The sequence below is a fragment of the uncultured Campylobacter sp. genome (assembly GCF_937890585.1).
GTDB lineage: Bacteria > Campylobacterota > Campylobacteria > Campylobacterales > Campylobacteraceae > Campylobacter_A.
The window spans coordinates 1-15,006 of the sequence record NZ_CALACG010000259.1 but is presented as its reverse complement, the minus strand read 5'-3'; the positions used below and the strand labels follow the sequence as shown (position 1 = coordinate 15,006).

Below are 15,006 nucleotides of genomic sequence, written 5' to 3'. Positions count from 1 at the left end.
TTGTTTATTAAACTCATCTGTAAAGTAGCCATCTTTATCTACCTTGTAGCCTAAAGCCTCAGAGCTTGTTTGCTTGGTGGCAACTTTGGTTGATACCTTTATATTTTGTTCTAAATTTAAGGGGTAACTACCAAGTGCGTTTATCATCTAATATCCTTTTAGCTTCATACCAAAGATATCGTCTTTTTTATGAAAAGATTTACCTAGTAAATTTAGCTAATTTAGCTAGATCAAACGCCGATCTTAAGAGATGCCTAAACTACTTTTGTCTGCCTAGGGCATAAATTTGATTTAGCTCATTAAAAGCTAAATTTATATTATCCTCGCTTGGCTTTATGGTGCTATTTTTTAGTAGCTCAAGCACTAAATTTTTAAAATTTTCTCTATCTTCTGCCAGCTTTTTAAGAGTAGCCACATCGCTCAAGCTTTCGCTTCTATGATCCTTCGTCTGGGCAGCGATGAAAGGCGTTATTTAGCAAGACTTCAGGCTTTAGCGCAGTCTCTCCGCCCTCTAGGATCGCAGGACTTTCTGACTTTAGAAAACTAATAAACAAAGCCTCTTTTTTGTAACCAGACTCCGTTTTATAGTAAGAGAGGTCTGGGTTAAAGCCACCAGTGTTTTCTTGCTCTAAATTTGCAAAATTTAGCTTTTTAAGGTTTGTTTTTATGCCTAGTTTTGATAGATCTTCGCTTAAATTTGATGCAAGCTTCATTTCATCTTGGCTACTAAAGATATTTGTAACGACCTCGTTTTTGCGACTATTTAAAAAATCAATATTTGATCTATCGCTCAAATCTGCGTTAAAATCGATGCCTTTCATCCCTTGCGAGATGTAGCCTTTTGGCAAATTTGCTAGGTCACTATCTGTAAAACTATCTTTATTTAAACTCTTGCCCATTACCTGAGAAAAGATAGCGTAATACTGACCTATCGTGTCTGCTATGTCGATATTTTCAAAGACGTCATTGTCAAAAAGCTTGCCGCTTGCGTTGCTATAAAGGACGCTATTTATATTATTTTGCTTTGTTGCGAAGTTTAGCAATTCTTTTATAGTGCTTTTGTGAAGCTTAAAGTCCTGTGGCAAGCCAGCTGCTTTATTAAAACTAGTATCCATAAAGCCAGCATTGTCGCTTTGATAAGCTAGCTCGTTTTTATCTTTAAATTTTACGCTATAAATGCTTTGCTGTGTATCTTTTGTAAGCTCAAGTCTTTGTAAATTTTGTGCAATGTCTTTTGTTTTTTCATTATTTGCAAGAGCGTTTTGAAATTTGGCACTTTCAGACTGCTCTTTTTGAAGTTTCCTTGCTTTTGCCTCAGTAGCTACTGAGCTATACTTTTGCGTGCTAACACTAAAAATGCTCATTTACGATCCTTGCTTATCAAATTTATATTTAGTAAGCAAGGAGTGTTCCTACTTCAAAATGAGTTTTTACTTTTTGGATGTGTTGTAATAAATTTGGTTGTAAATTTAGCTTTAAGGGCAGAAACGAAGAGTTAAATTTACTCTTCACTGCCTTCGTTGATACCAAAAAATGTATCTGTGTGGATATTTTCAAATGCTGCTTTAAGTGATGTAAATAGCTTTGGATTTTCTTTTTCTAAATTTGCTAGAAGCTGCTTGGTCTCATATCTAGCGTGTGGCATCTTCACGTCAAATCTCATCGCAGGACACGCCTCATCGCCAACTACTCTTAGCTCATTTTTGATCGCATTTTCGCGAAGCTGTCTTTCGCGCACAAAGATAAATGGCCTGATCACGACGATGCCATTTTTAGCTCTGTATTTTGGAGCAAGCGTCCTTAGCGCGCCATTATAGGTGAAATTCATAAAAAAGCTCTCAGCTGCGTCGTCCAAGTGATGAGCGATCGCAAGCTTGTTAAAGCCATGCTTTAGCGCATAGGTGTAAAGATAGCCTCTTCTCATGCGCGAGAAAAAGCTACAAAAGCTAGAATTTTTGCGGATCTTCTCCTTTGATATCTCAAATATCGAGCTATCTATCACCTCGTGCTCTATGCCGTGCTCGTTACAGTGCTCGGTCAAATAAGCGTAGTCTTCGCCCATGCCGTAGCTTAGCGTCACCGCCTTAAACTCAAATTTCTCAGGCGTGACGTTTTGCACATGTTTTAGCACGTGAGCGAGCGCGAGGCTATCTTTGCCGCCACTAAGACCGAGTAAGATCTTATCTCCGCCCTCTATCATCTTGTATCTAGCGTTTGTCTGACCAACCTGCCTTAGTAGCCTTTTGCTAAGCTCTATCATAAGCTCTCCACCATTTCTAGGATAAATTTAGCGCTCACGTTTGCTGAGTCTTGCAAGAATTTATCAAAGTCAAACTCAGCCTCGTTGCCAGCTCCGTCGCTGATGGCTCTAAGGATGAAAAATGGCACGCCAAGTGTCTCGCAAACTAGCGCAACGCTCGCACCCTCCATCTCGGTAGCACTCGCGTTAAATATCTTTTTGATCCACTCTTTTTTCTCGTTGTCGCAGATGAACTGATCGCCAGTTGCGATGATGCCTGAATTTAGGCTCATGCCCTTTTTGCTAGCGACATTTTTAGCTAGCTCATTTAGACCTTCATCACTCTTGACAAAGATACTTGTCCCTGGCACAAAGCCGTATGGATGACCAAAAGCTGTGATGTCAAGGTCGTGCTGCACAAGGCTGGTGGCATATAACATATCGCCTATTTTCAAATTCTCATCAAGTGAGCCAGCAACGCCTGTAAAAAGCAGTTTTGAAGCCTTAAATTTCTCTATCATCAAGGTCGCAGTGATCGCCGCATTTACCTTGCCGATCTTTGAGTAGGCGATGACTAGGTCCTTGCCTTTGTATTTTGCCTCGTAAAATTTATTGTTTGCGTACTCTGTGGTTTTATACTCGCCCACCATCTCAAGGATAGGTGTGATCTCCTCTTGCATCGCACCAAGTATCGCTATCATCTCTCCTCCAAAATCTTCACAACCTCTTCAAGGCTCGCCATGTCTGTGACGCTGTATGTCGGTTTTTCTGTGATCTTTTTGTTTATACCTTTTAGTGTCGCCGCACCAAGCTCGATAAAGCAATCAACCTCGTTTTCGTAGTTTTTGATGCTTTGTTTGTAACGAACTGGATGCGTTAGCTGCTCTTTTAAAAGCACTAATGCTTCATTTTTATCGGTGTAAATTTTTGCATTTACGTTTGAAACGACTGGGGCAAAATTCGCAGCCAAAACGCCCTCAAGCTCGTTTGCTAGTTTAACGCTAGCTGGCTCAAGTATCGGACAATGGCTAGCTACTGACATATTTAAAAGCATCGCTCTTTTTGCGCCTGCTTCTTTAAATTTTGCCTCGTATTTTGCAAGGTCTGCTCTCACACCAGCTACAACGATCTGACCATCGCAGTTGTAGTTTGCAGCGTAAATTTGCAAGCCCTCATCCTGTGCTTCTTTACAAATCCCCTCAACAACTTCATCGCTAAGTCCAAGCACCACCATCATGCCAGCATCTTTGCCAACGTAGGCTTCTTGCATAAATTTACCACGCAAATTTACAAGCCTAATCGCTTCAACAAAGCTAAATGCACCACTAACCGCAAGAGCTGTAAATTCTCCGAGTGAGTGGCCTAAGCTAAATTCTGGCTTGGCTTTTATGAAATTTGAAAATGCCAGGTAGCTCATAAGCGAGTTTAAAACGATGGCAGGTTGGGTAAATTCGGTCTTATCTAGCTTGTCGTTTTGTGTAAATAAAAGCTCTTCAAAATCAATGCCTGTGTCGTTGCAAGCGTCATTTAATAGAAGTTTTGCCGAAGAGAAATTTTCATAAAAATCTTTCCCCATGCCAACACTTTGCGAGCCTTGACCCGCAAAAATAAAAGCAAATTTTTTCATTTTGGCTTCTTAGTGGTGATGATGTCCGTGACCGCCACAACCGCAACCGCCTTCACCATGTCCGTGACCACCGCAGCACTCATGCTCGTGATCATGATCATGTCCGCCACAACCGCAAGTGTGTGCACCTGCTACCATGCCAGTTGCTTTTTCATCTTCAGTAGCGTCTCTAACTTCTAAAATTTCAACATTAAATAGCAAGTCTTTGCCAGCGTATGGGTGGTTAAAATCAACTGTCACTTCGTCATCTTTGATCTCTTTAACGATGACGCGAACACTTGAGCCATCTTCATTTTGACCAAAAAGCTCCATGCCTTCATGTAGGTCTATACCGGCAAATTGCTCTTTTGGAAGTGATTGGATGGCGTCTTTATTATATTCGCCACAACCCTCAGCAGCTTTAATGTATATAGTAGCTTTGTCGCCTGATTTTAGTTTGCTAACTTCTTCTTCAAGCTTTTCTATAATATGGCCATGTCCTGTAATAAAAGAAATTTGACCACCTTCTTGCATATTTGACTCTAAAATTTCACCGCTATTGGCATCTTTTAGCTCATAAAACATAGTTATAACTTGATCTTTACTCACAATAATCTCCTTGGGATTTAGTTTAGATTAATGCGAGATTATATCTAAAAAAGATTAAATTTAATTTCTATCAGGGGCAGCTTTGGCTTCTTTGCTATCTGGGTAGCCAACTTTTAAAGCCTTGTAAAATCTATTTGCGCTTTGTGTGTCACCTATCTTATCAAAGCTTATAGCTGTGTGATACAAAAGTTTTGGCGTGTAGTCAGCCTTGTCTTCGCTTTGTATACTTTTTTTGTAGTATTGTATAGCTGTGCTATATGATTTTTGGCTATATGCGACTTCGCCTAAATAGTAGTTTGAAGTGCCAGTTTTATAGCCTTTTTTGTTTAGATATTCAAAATATTCAGCAGCCTCTGCGCTTTTGCCAGAATTTAAAAGCTTAATGCCATCAAACAAGATGTCCTTATCGCTTTTACCACTAAAATTTGAAGTTGGTTTATTTTGTTGTTTTGGATTTGCATTTTGCTTTGGTTGAGCAGCATTTTTATCCATTATCGCACCCAGTTTATTTAAGGTAGCGGTAATGTTTTTATAGTTTCTATCTTGAATTTCTCTAGTCTCATCAACGTAAGCTTTTAGTGACGTTAAACTAACACCAGAATCGCTTATGCCGCCATTTACTCTAGTTTCTAGCTCGTTCATTCTTTGCTCAAGCTTATTCATCCTAGCACTCATGCTTTCGATTAAGCTTTGTAAGCCTTGAAGCTGCTCTGAAACGTTATTCATATTCTCTTCGATATTTTGAACGCTTCTTTTGTTGCTTAAGGTTACTTTTTCGCTATCAGTTAGACCATACGGGTTTGGACTATCCATATTGCCCGCATCAAATGCTGAAATTTCCTGAGCTGAACCAATAGAGAAAGCGGCTCCAAGAAGAGCCGCAATGATTATTTTTTTATTCATTATTACTTACAAATTATGGAAGTACTTTGAAATCAGCACGTCTGTTTTGAGCGTCGCAAGCTTTTGTTTTGTCTGTGCAAACTGGGTTGCTTTCGCCAAAGCTAACTACAGCGATTCTATCAGCACTAACGCCGTTTCTTACAAGAGCGTCTTTAGCGCTTTTAGCACGTTTTAGACCAAGAGCATAGTTATACTCATCTGTACCCCACTCGTCGCAGTTACCTTCTACTTTTACAGAAAGTGCTTGAGCGTCAGCTTGGTTGAATACAGCTGCGTTTGCGCTAACAACACCTTGTTGATCGCCTTTGATGTTAAATTTGTCAAAGTCAAAGTATACACTTTTAACTTGGCTTTCAATGTTAGCTATAAGAGCTGCAAGTCTATCAGCATCACTCATACTATTTGAATCTGCAGATTGATTTGAATTTGCATTCATATCAACTTCAGGGTTTTTAGAGCTACAACCGCTCAACAATAAAGTTGCAACTGCAACACTTGCTAGAACTACTTTTTTCATTCCTTATCCTTTTTGAAAAATTTGGTCGCATTATATCACAAAAATTTTAAATATAACCAGAATATTACCAGTCAATAGACTGAATTCTGCCCACTTTTAGTGGGAATTGGAAACTTCTGTTTTCATTTAATCTAACAACACCAAGCGAGCTTTGACCGCCAAGTTCTTTTATGAAAACAACACTTTGTCCATCGCTTGAAAATCTTGGATAGTTATTTTTACCATTTGCTGTAAGCTGACGGATAAAATCTGTTTGAGTTGAGATCAGATAAATATTAAAGCCACCACTAGCCTCTCTACTTGAATAAACTACATAGTTTTCAAAAGTGCTTACTGAGTTGTTGTTTTTGCCATGAAATACCATTTGCTCAACACTTCCGCCTGAGGTTGCAGGTGTTGCGAAGATGTTTGGATATCCAAGTCTATCTGAAACAAAAACTATTCTGCTGTCATTATCTACGAAATTTCCATTTACATCAATGCCTGGATAGTTTGTGATCTGAGTTAAATTCTTACTACCTGTGTTGTAGATAAAAATATCCGGCTGATCTTTTGGCGCCATAGTTAATAAAATTTTGCTTCCATCTTTGCTAACGTCTGAAGCTATAAGCATACCAACGCTGTCGATTATCTTTGTTTTTGTGCCTGAATTTAGGTCATATCTAAACAAAGTTGGTTTGTTATTCACATAAGATGTATAGTAAAATTTACTTTGATCAGCGCCTGCCCATTTTGGGAATATGTTTAGACCGCCACTTACTATCGTTTTTTGATATGTAAGAGTATAGTCAGCCACGATGATAGAGCTTTGGCGAGCCGAAGTATACTTAGCTAGGATGATAAATTTCTCCATCCAACCAACAGGTGGTAAATTTAGCTCGTTTGTTAGCTCAACTATACTTTTGTGCGCCAAAAATGGATACTTCGCACCATCTGGCATAGTATAAATTTTCTCATATCTTGTAGTTGCCGTTTTAGCATTTATTAGCTTTACTTTTAAAGTAAGAGGCGAGTTAATAGAGCCCTCAAGTGCGTATCTTAAGATAAGCTCAACACCTTTGTCGCTCATAGTATTTGTAGCTGCTGTTCCCTCATATGTAGAAGGTACGTGATCTTCGATAACCTCAAAGTCAGAGCTAACTTTTAGGTCGCCCATCATTATCCTAAAGAATTTCTCTTTAAAATTTGGGTCGCTGACGGCTGTAGTTGCATCTTGCAAAGCTATCTTTGGCAAAGCAACACCTTGATTTACAACAGATATGGTCGCATCAGCAGCATAAAGCCCTAGAGCAACGCATAAAAAAAGAAAAATTTTCTTCATCTCTACTCCGTAAATTTAAAATTTTTGATCTATTTTATCTATTAAATTAAAAGTCTCAATTGTGCTCTTGTCTGGATTAAATGGAAATTTCTCTGTAGTAAGCTTTTCCAGGCACTCTCTAACCTTTGCATTAAACTCTTCATTGTATGATAGCTCTAAAATTTCATAGCTAAAATTTCCACTTTGATCTATCATAACTTTTACCTTAGCTATATTTGCAGAGTCAGCTTTATAGCTTTGCCATCTTCTTTGAATTTGCTTTGTTATGGCTCCCATCAATGGATCATAAGTACCGGTCATTTGTGACTTTGGAGCTGTTGGGTTTTGATCTATCTTTAAACTCTTAATTATGTCGCTAGCCTCTTTTGCAGCTTTTGAGCTAGAAGCCTCGCTTTTTTTGCGGCTTTGTACCTTGTTTTCTACCTTTTTTATGCCATCATCTTTTTTTAGCTTAGTCGAGTCGATGTCACTAAAAAGATCTTTTATATTTGGCTCTTTTGGCTTTTCGACTGGTTTTGGCTCGGGTTTTGGTTCTGGCTTGGCCTCTTCTTTAGGCTCTTCACTTGGCTTTAAATTTTCAGGCTTTGGTTCAGGTTTAGGTTCTGGCTTAGGCTCGTCCTTTGGAGGAGTTGGTAAGCTTGGAGTTGGCAGCGGCTCATCTGGCACGACTGGCTTATTTGTAGTCTCTTGTTTGTCTTCTTCAGACTCTTTGTTTGGCTCTGGCTTTGTCTCTTTTTCAACTTCTTCTTTTTGTTTTGGAGCTTTTATCGTTTGATCGATCTCACGATCCACCATAACGATGTCCATGATAGCGTCTTTGTCATCAGTATATTTTTTGGCTGGCTCTGTAAAAAATGTAAGCTTTATAAACAAAACAAGGACAATAGCAATGTAAATACTTAACGCTACAAAAAATGAACTTAGCGTTGGAAATTTAACTTTGTTTGACATCTTATCCGTTTGTCTCTAAAGCCACTTTGCTAAAACCGGCACTTTTTAAGGTTTTCAATACAAACATAACGTCATCGTATTTTAAATTTTTGTCAGCCTTGATATAAATAGGTGCGGTTTTGTCATATTTTGCACTCATAAGTGCGATATTATCAGGTAGTTCGGCAAGACTCATCAAGCTTTGATCTATCTTGACTTGCCTTTGCGCATTTATAGACACTATAAGGTCTTTTTGCTTAGACATAGAGGTCTTTGCCTTTGAACCATCTGGGAGTGTGATATCTTCTTGGTATGTTATCGTTGGCATAGTAACCATCAAAATGGCTAGCAAAACAAGCATGATATCGACAAGAGGCGTTATATTTAGCTCTGGCGCTTCGTCAGTAAATTTAAAAGCCATCTATAACGTCTCATCATCTTTTTTGAGTGCTATCATAACGTCAGCTTGACGCTCGATAACGCTCATTAGTTCATAAGCTTTTCTTTTTATAAGCAAGTTAAATGTATATGCTGGAATCGCAACAAAAATTCCGCATCCAGTAGCAACAAGCGCTTCAGAGATAGCTGGTGCTATGACACCAAGAGATGAGCTTGAGCCATTTCCTAGCTGCGAAAATGTCTCCAAGATAGAGACAACTGTTCCAAAAAGACCGATAAACGGGGAGGTAGAGGCTATGATACTAAGCCAAGTAAGTCCGCTAGTTGCGTTTTTCTCAGCTATGCTTATGCAAACATTTAGTTTTTCTTTTGAAATTTTGCCGTTTGCACATTTTTTCAAAGATGAGTCATTTGGGATATTTTTAGCACCCATGAGAAGTGCCTCAAGAGCACTTTGCTCACGTTTTTGCCAAGCGCCGATGCCAGCCATCCTTGAAAATAAAATCGTAAAACTAATTATAAAATATATAGATAGCCAAGTTAAAACAACAATTGTAATAAAACTACTTCTTTGAACATAATTTAAAAATAAATCTATACCACCCACTTATCTTGCTCTCACTACATTTTCCATTTTTGATATAGTTGCCGCAAAAGCATTTGTATCACTACTCATACTCTCTATCAAATTTCTAGCAGCTTCTAATGAATTTGCAAGCTCGCTTTCGCTATTTCCAGATACATAGACCGCGCCGTCAGCTAGTATAACTACTTTGCCTTCATCGATCTTCGCATAGCCCCAGTTAATAGCAACTACATCATGCTTTTTATGCTTATCTTCTATATCTATAATACCTGCTTTTAAAAGAGATATTAATGAGGCGTGGTTTGGTAAAACACCAAACTCACCCTCACTACCTGGAAGCACTACACTACTCACGTCATCATTAAATATCTGACCTTGAGGAGTTACGATCTCTAAATGTAATTTATCCATTACGCTTCCTTTTTAAATTTAAGCCTTAAGTTTCTCAGCTTTAGCTAAAGCCTCATCTATATTTCCGACCATATAAAATGCTGCTTCAGGTAAATGATCATATTTGCCTTCTAAAATTCCCTTAAAGCCAGCGATGTTTTCGTCAAGACTTACATATTTACCAGGGCTGCCTGTAAATACTTCAGCAACGAAGAATGGCTGAGATAAAAATCTCTCTATCTTTCTTGCTCTATCAACTGTAAGCTTATCTTCTTCGCTAAGCTCGTCCATACCAAGGATAGCGATGATATCTTGAAGGTCTTTATATTTTTGAAGCACAGCTTGAACGCCGCGAGCTACCTTATAGTGATCTGCTCCTAAAATTTGAGGATCGAGCATTCTTGAAGTAGAATCAAGCGGGTCAACAGCTGGATAGATACCTTTTTCTGCGATCGATCTGTTAAGAACTGTTGTAGCATCAAGGTGAGCAAAAACAGTCGCAGGAGCTGGGTCTGTAAGGTCGTCAGCTGGAACATAAACAGCCTGAACAGAGGTGATCGAACCTTTTTTGGTTGATGTGATCCTCTCTTGAAATTTACCCATCTCACTTGCAAGAGTTGGCTGATAACCAACAGCTGATGGAATACGTCCTAGTAGAGCTGACATCTCTGCACCAGACTGAGAGAAACGGAATATGTTATCTATAAACATCAAAACGTCAAGTCCCATCTCATCACGGAAGTATTCAGCCATTGTAAGACCAGTTAGCGCGATACGGTTTCTTGCTCCTGGTGGCTCGTTCATTTGGCCGTAGCACAAGGCAACTTTATCCAAAACGTTACTTTCTTTCATTTCGTGATAAAGGTCGTTTCCTTCACGAGTTCTCTCACCAACGCCTGCAAATACAGAGTAACCGCTGTGTTTAAACGCAACGTTGTGGATAAGCTCCATAATAATAACCGTTTTACCAACACCAGCACCACCAAATAGACCTACTTTACCACCCTTTGCATAAGGAGCTAGAAGGTCAACTACCTTGATACCAGTTTCAAAAATTTCACTCTTAGTGCTTTGCTCTTCAAATGGAGGAGGATCGCGGTGGATAGACCAGTGCTTATCGAAATTTATACCTTCACCCTCGTCAATCAAATCGCCAACTACGTTAAAAATTCTACCCAAAACTTTTTCGCCAACTGGAACACTAATAGGTGTACCAAGCGCTTTAGCTTCAAGGCCACGAGTCAAGCCCTCACTCATATCCATAGCAATAGTTCTAACTCTATTATCGCCTAGGTGAGCAGCAACTTCTAATATTAGTTTATGTTTCTTGCCCTCAACCTCAAATAAAACTTCGATAGCTTCATTGATCTTTGGCAAGTAGTCATTAAAGTCAACATCGACCACAGGGCCCATAACTTGACTAATAACACCCTTCATTCATACTCCTTTTATTTCATTGATTCAACACCACTGATGATCTCGATAAGCTCAGTGGTAATAGACTCTTGTCTTGCTTTATTATAAGCAAGATTTAACTGTTTTACGCGCTCTTTAGCATTGTTTGTTGCATTATCCATAGCTTGCATTCTGGCACTATGTTCAGCAGCCAAAGAATCAACCAAAGCATAATACATGCTATATTCAAAATACTTATTAAGCAACTCGTCCATGATCTTAGTATAGTTGTCTTCTGGTTCAAATTCCATCAAAGAATTTGTCTCCACCGCAACTATCTTAGACGGCTCAATAGGCACAACATCATTTACTCTAATCTCTTGAGAAATCATATTTTTATAGCCATTGTGTATTAGCACAACTTTGTCTGTTGTGCCGTTCATAAAGTCATCAATAGCATCTTTTATGATCTTTTGAGCTTTTTCATATGTAGGTGATGAGCTAGCTCCGACATAAGTCTCGAGTAGTTCAACGCCTTGGAAATTGAAAAATTCTATACCTTTTTTACCAACAGCTCTTAGTCTAACTTTGATCTTTTTGGCTTTTAGCTCATCGATCATACGCCTAACTGTCTTTATGGTCTGGACGTTAAAGCCACCGCAAAGTCCTTTATCAGCCGTCACAAATATAATATCAACCTTTTCAACACTCTTTTCAGTGTTAAAAAATTTACTCTCAGTCATAACTGAAGCGTATTGATTGATCTTATAAGCTATCTCTGATAAGACCTCATTGATCTTAAGTGCATAAACCCTAGAGTAACGTGCAGCCTCTTCAGCTTTGCGAAGCTTTGCTGTTGAGACAAGCTTCATTGCACGCGTCGTCTTTTGAGTGTTCTGGACGCTCTTAATCTTTCGTTTTATATCTTTTAAATTTGACATATCTTAGCCCTAGTTCGCGGCAAAAGTCGCTTTAAAATCTTTCAACGCTTTATGTAAATTTTCTTCTACTTCTTTATCAAGAACTTTTTTAGTTCTGATTTGCTCGAAAATTTCAGGGTACTTTGCCTCGATATATGGATATAGCTCAGCTTCAAATTTTGTTACATTTGTAGTTGCAACGTCATCTAAATAGCCCTTAGCACCAGCAAATATGATAACTACTTGGTTTTCAACTGGAAGTGGAGAATATGGAGGTTGTTTTAGCACTTCAACCATCTTTTGACCACGCTCTAGTTGTTTTCTTGAGCTTTCATCAAGGTCACTTGCAAACTGAGCAAATGCTTGTAGCTCGCGGTACTGAGCAAGGTCTAGTCTTAGGTTACCAGAAACTTGTTTGATAGCTTTGATCTGAGCTGCACCACCGACACGAGAAACAGAAAGACCAACGTTGATCGCTGGGCGGATACCTGAGTTAAATAGGTCACTCTCAAGGAAAATTTGACCATCTGTAATAGAAATAACGTTTGTTGGAATATAAGCTGAAACGTCGCCCGCTTGAGTCTCGATAATAGGTAGAGCCGTTAAAGATCCCGCACCTAGTGCGTCATTTAGCTTACTTGCTCTTTCTAGAAGTCTTGAGTGAAGGTAGAAAACGTCACCTGGATAAGCTTCACGGCCTGGTGGTCTTCTTAAGATCAAAGACATCTCACGGTAAGCAACCGCGTGTTTTGACAAGTCATCATAGATGATTAGCGCGTGGCGAGAGTTATCTCTAAAGTATTCACCCATTGTTACACCAGCGTACGGAGCAAGGTATTGAAGCGCAGCTGCGTCACTAGCGCCAGCATTTACAACTATCGTGTAGTCCATAGCGCCGTATTCTTCAAGCTTTTTAACGACTTGAGCAACGGTTGATTGTTTTTGACCGATAGCTACATAGATGCAAATGACATCTTGACCTTTTTGGTTGATGATAGTATCGATAGCAACTGTTGTTTTACCAGTTTGGCGGTCGCCAATGATTAGCTCTCTTTGACCTCTACCAATTGGCACAAGAGCGTCGATCGCTTTGATACCTGTTTGAAGTGGCTCATGAACACTTTTTCTAGCCATGATACCTTTTGCTTTTTCTTCGACGAAGCGAGATTCAGTAGCTTCGATTGGCCCTTTTGCGTCGATTGGCTCACCGAGTGAATTTACAACACGGCCGATCAATGCATCGCCAACTGGAACGCGTAGAAGTTTTTTAAGTCTTTTTACAGAGCTGCCTTCTGTGATACCGCTAGTTTTTCCAAGGATAACTATACCAACACTGCTCTCTTCAAGGTTAAGAGCCATACCTTTTTCGCCGCTTTCAAATTCAACCATCTCGCCAGCCATAACGTTTTTCAAACCATAAACATTAGCAACGCCATCAGCGACTGAGATGACTTTACCGGTCTCTTCTACATCAACACTTAAATCAAAATTTTCAATACGCTCTTTGATTATCGTGCTAATTTCGTCAGCTTTAATTTTTGCACTCACGCTTTCACTCCTTTTTAAATTGCTTTTAATATATATTCACTCATTTGACTTTTTAGTCTGTCGATAGAGAAATTTACCTCGACACCTAAATCATCTAACTCAACTTTTACACCGTTGTAATCACTCTTTGAGCCATCAAGCTTAATCTTAGAGTTAAATTTCTTAGAGAAATTCTCTTCCAAAGCTTTTATCTGCTCAGCACTTAGATCAAAATTTCCAATGACCTCGCCACGATATGTATTTTCAAGTAAAGATTGCTCTATCTTCATCTCGTTTAATATCGCTGGGATAAGCTCTAGTCTTTTGTTTGCACCAAGAAGCTTTATAAAATTTGCAAATTTAGCGTCTGAATTTTTTACTAGAGAAAGTATAAATTCTACCTTTTTTGCAGCTTTTAGAGTTGGCAAGCTTATAATGCTCTTAAATTTATCGCTTCCAAAAGCGGCAGCTAGCTCAACTAAATTTTCGATAAATGCGTTTAGCTCACCTGGCTTTGCATCGCTCAGGATCGCTTTAACATATTTTTTGGCTACTACTTCATTCATTAGCTAACCTTTTTAAGTATGATATTTACAAGCTCTTTTTGATCGACTTTTAGGCTATCACTTGAGAAAATGTCACTCAAAATTTCATTTACAACGCCTTTTGTCATCTTACGCTCTTCAAATTCTTTTTGCTCTTTGTAACCTTTTTCGATATTTGCGATATCGTTTTGAGCCTCTTTTTTGACCTTAGCGGCTAAATTTACAGCCTCTTTTTTCGCAGTTTCTATTAGAGCGTTTGCATTTTGCTTAGCCTCTTCTACACGCTTTAGAACGTCATCTTTTTTAGCTTTTGACTCACGAAGCTTCTCTTGGATGCTCTCAAGTTTATTTGCGATCCTATCGATCCTACTTTGATATAGAGCTTTTAGTGGCTTAGCAGCAAAATAGACCAAGATAGCAAAGAAAAGTAAGAAGTTTAGCGTTCTCTCGACTATGTCGTAGTTTGTTCCACCATGCTCGCTAGCGTATGCTAGAAATGGAAGTGCTAGAAAAAATAAAATTTTTATCTTCATAAATTTCCTTTAAATTTTAGAGAGCTTAGCGTTTAAAGCTGCTCTAAGCTCAGGTAGTTTAGCTGATAGATCTGCCTTTAGGCTATCTTTTTGAGAGCTTAAAGCGTTTAAAAACTCATTATAATCAGCCTCTAAACTACTTTTTACTGAATTTATCTCTTTTAAAGACTCTTCTTTTGCCAAATTTAAGGCTTCTTGTCTTATTTTGTTGGCCTCTGCTCTTGCGTTTTGTATGATCTCTTCGATCTCTTTTTCATGAACGCTTAAGTCGCTTGCATTTTTGCTAGTGCTCTCTTCGTCATTTTTTATAGAGGCATTTCTGTCATCTATAAATTTAAGCATTGGCTTGTATAGCAAAGGATTTAAAATGGCGATCAAGACAAAGAAAACGATAGCCGTTAAAAGCATCAATGGCACATCTATTTCTAACATCCACTCTCCTTATTTTGTTATTAAGTTTTATTTAATATTCAAATCAAAGTCTGATTTTACAATAAAATACTAAAAATAAAAATATAGCAGTTATTTCAACTAAGTTTACAGCAGAATCTCATGGGTATAAAAATAAAGCTAAAATGTTTGATAG

Annotated in this window: 19 protein-coding genes; all 19 read right to left on the bottom strand. The window is 38.6% G+C overall.

Translation table 11 applies throughout. From position 1 onward, the window contains the following. Positions 1–259: 259 nt before the first annotated feature. The 19 genes from Q0296_RS07860 to Q0296_RS07770 all read right to left on the bottom strand — a co-directional run bounded on the left by Q0296_RS07860 (position 260) and on the right by Q0296_RS07770 (position 14,852). A complete protein-coding gene (locus Q0296_RS07860) occupies positions 260–424 on the bottom strand; it encodes a hypothetical protein (protein WP_298039027.1) in 165 nt (54 codons plus the stop codon). Positions 425–434: 10 nt separating this feature from the next. Further along, on the bottom strand, positions 435–1,364 hold the full coding sequence (locus tag Q0296_RS07855; RefSeq protein WP_298039024.1) for a Cj0814 family flagellar-dependent secreted protein: 930 nt from the start codon (positions 1,362–1,364) through the stop codon (positions 435–437). A 137-nt stretch (positions 1,365–1,501) separates the two neighbouring features. Then, on the bottom strand, positions 1,502–2,260 hold the full coding sequence (locus Q0296_RS07850; protein WP_103567595.1) for an ATP-binding protein: 759 nt from the start codon (positions 2,258–2,260) through the stop codon (positions 1,502–1,504). After that, a complete protein-coding gene (locus tag Q0296_RS07845; protein ID WP_298039022.1) occupies positions 2,257–2,940 on the bottom strand; it encodes a 5'-methylthioadenosine/adenosylhomocysteine nucleosidase in 684 nt (227 codons plus the stop codon). Before Q0296_RS07845 ends, Q0296_RS07850 begins: the two co-directional genes overlap by 4 nt. Continuing rightward, positions 2,937–3,866 carry an ACP S-malonyltransferase gene (gene fabD / locus Q0296_RS07840; protein WP_298039019.1) on the bottom strand — a complete coding sequence of 310 codons (930 nt, stop codon included), beginning with the start codon at positions 3,864–3,866 and terminating at the stop codon, positions 2,937–2,939. The genes Q0296_RS07845 and fabD overlap by 4 nt, the downstream gene beginning before the upstream one ends. A 9-nt stretch (positions 3,867–3,875) precedes the next feature. Continuing rightward, entirely contained in the window at positions 3,876–4,460 is a 585-nt protein-coding gene (locus tag Q0296_RS07835; protein ID WP_298039032.1) for a peptidylprolyl isomerase, read from the bottom strand. Between the two features lie 54 nt (positions 4,461–4,514). Continuing rightward, on the bottom strand, positions 4,515–5,357 hold the full coding sequence (locus Q0296_RS07830) for a tetratricopeptide repeat protein (protein WP_298039017.1): 843 nt from the start codon (positions 5,355–5,357) through the stop codon (positions 4,515–4,517). Between the two features lie 13 nt (positions 5,358–5,370). Then, positions 5,371–5,874, bottom strand: a complete 504-nt coding sequence (locus tag Q0296_RS07825; protein ID WP_298039015.1) for an OmpA family protein — start codon at positions 5,872–5,874, stop codon at positions 5,371–5,373. Positions 5,875–5,938: 64 nt separating this feature from the next. Further along, positions 5,939–7,195: a Tol-Pal system protein TolB gene (gene tolB, locus Q0296_RS07820; protein WP_298039011.1), complete on the bottom strand. Its 1,257-nt coding sequence runs from the start codon at positions 7,193–7,195 to the stop codon at positions 5,939–5,941. A gap of 15 nt (positions 7,196–7,210) precedes the next feature. Beyond that, positions 7,211–8,146, bottom strand: coding sequence for a TonB C-terminal domain-containing protein (locus Q0296_RS07815; protein ID WP_298039006.1), 936 nt, complete (start codon positions 8,144–8,146; stop codon positions 7,211–7,213). A 1-nt stretch (position 8,147) separates the two neighbouring features. Next, positions 8,148–8,546, bottom strand: a complete 399-nt coding sequence (locus tag Q0296_RS07810; protein WP_298039002.1) for a biopolymer transporter ExbD — start codon at positions 8,544–8,546, stop codon at positions 8,148–8,150. Beyond that, positions 8,547–9,014: a MotA/TolQ/ExbB proton channel family protein gene (locus tag Q0296_RS07805; RefSeq protein ID WP_366939729.1), complete on the bottom strand. Its 468-nt coding sequence runs from the start codon at positions 9,012–9,014 to the stop codon at positions 8,547–8,549. A 117-nt stretch (positions 9,015–9,131) separates the two neighbouring features. Then, positions 9,132–9,521: an ATP synthase F1 subunit epsilon gene (gene atpC, locus Q0296_RS07800; RefSeq protein WP_002939398.1), complete on the bottom strand. Its 390-nt coding sequence runs from the start codon at positions 9,519–9,521 to the stop codon at positions 9,132–9,134. 18 nt (positions 9,522–9,539) lie between these two features. Then, positions 9,540–10,937 carry a F0F1 ATP synthase subunit beta gene (gene atpD, locus Q0296_RS07795; protein ID WP_298038991.1) on the bottom strand — a complete coding sequence of 466 codons (1,398 nt, stop codon included), beginning with the start codon at positions 10,935–10,937 and terminating at the stop codon, positions 9,540–9,542. A gap of 11 nt (positions 10,938–10,948) precedes the next feature. Continuing rightward, the gene (gene atpG / locus Q0296_RS07790) at positions 10,949–11,836 is read right to left on the bottom strand and encodes an ATP synthase F1 subunit gamma (RefSeq protein WP_298038988.1); all 888 of its coding nucleotides are present in this window, start codon (positions 11,834–11,836) and stop codon (positions 10,949–10,951) included. 9 nt (positions 11,837–11,845) lie between these two features. After that, entirely contained in the window at positions 11,846–13,363 is a 1,518-nt protein-coding gene (gene atpA / locus Q0296_RS07785) for a F0F1 ATP synthase subunit alpha (RefSeq protein ID WP_298038986.1), read from the bottom strand. Positions 13,364–13,377: 14 nt separating this feature from the next. After that, the gene (locus Q0296_RS07780) at positions 13,378–13,908 is read right to left on the bottom strand and encodes a F0F1 ATP synthase subunit delta (RefSeq protein ID WP_103605466.1); all 531 of its coding nucleotides are present in this window, start codon (positions 13,906–13,908) and stop codon (positions 13,378–13,380) included. Beyond that, positions 13,908–14,420, bottom strand: a complete 513-nt coding sequence (locus tag Q0296_RS07775) for a F0F1 ATP synthase subunit B (RefSeq protein WP_012001332.1) — start codon at positions 14,418–14,420, stop codon at positions 13,908–13,910. The genes Q0296_RS07780 and Q0296_RS07775 overlap by 1 nt, the downstream gene beginning before the upstream one ends. Positions 14,421–14,429: 9 nt before the next feature. Next, positions 14,430–14,852 carry a FoF1 ATP synthase subunit B' gene (locus tag Q0296_RS07770; protein ID WP_298038983.1) on the bottom strand — a complete coding sequence of 141 codons (423 nt, stop codon included), beginning with the start codon at positions 14,850–14,852 and terminating at the stop codon, positions 14,430–14,432. Between the last annotated feature and the right edge of the window lie 154 nt (positions 14,853–15,006).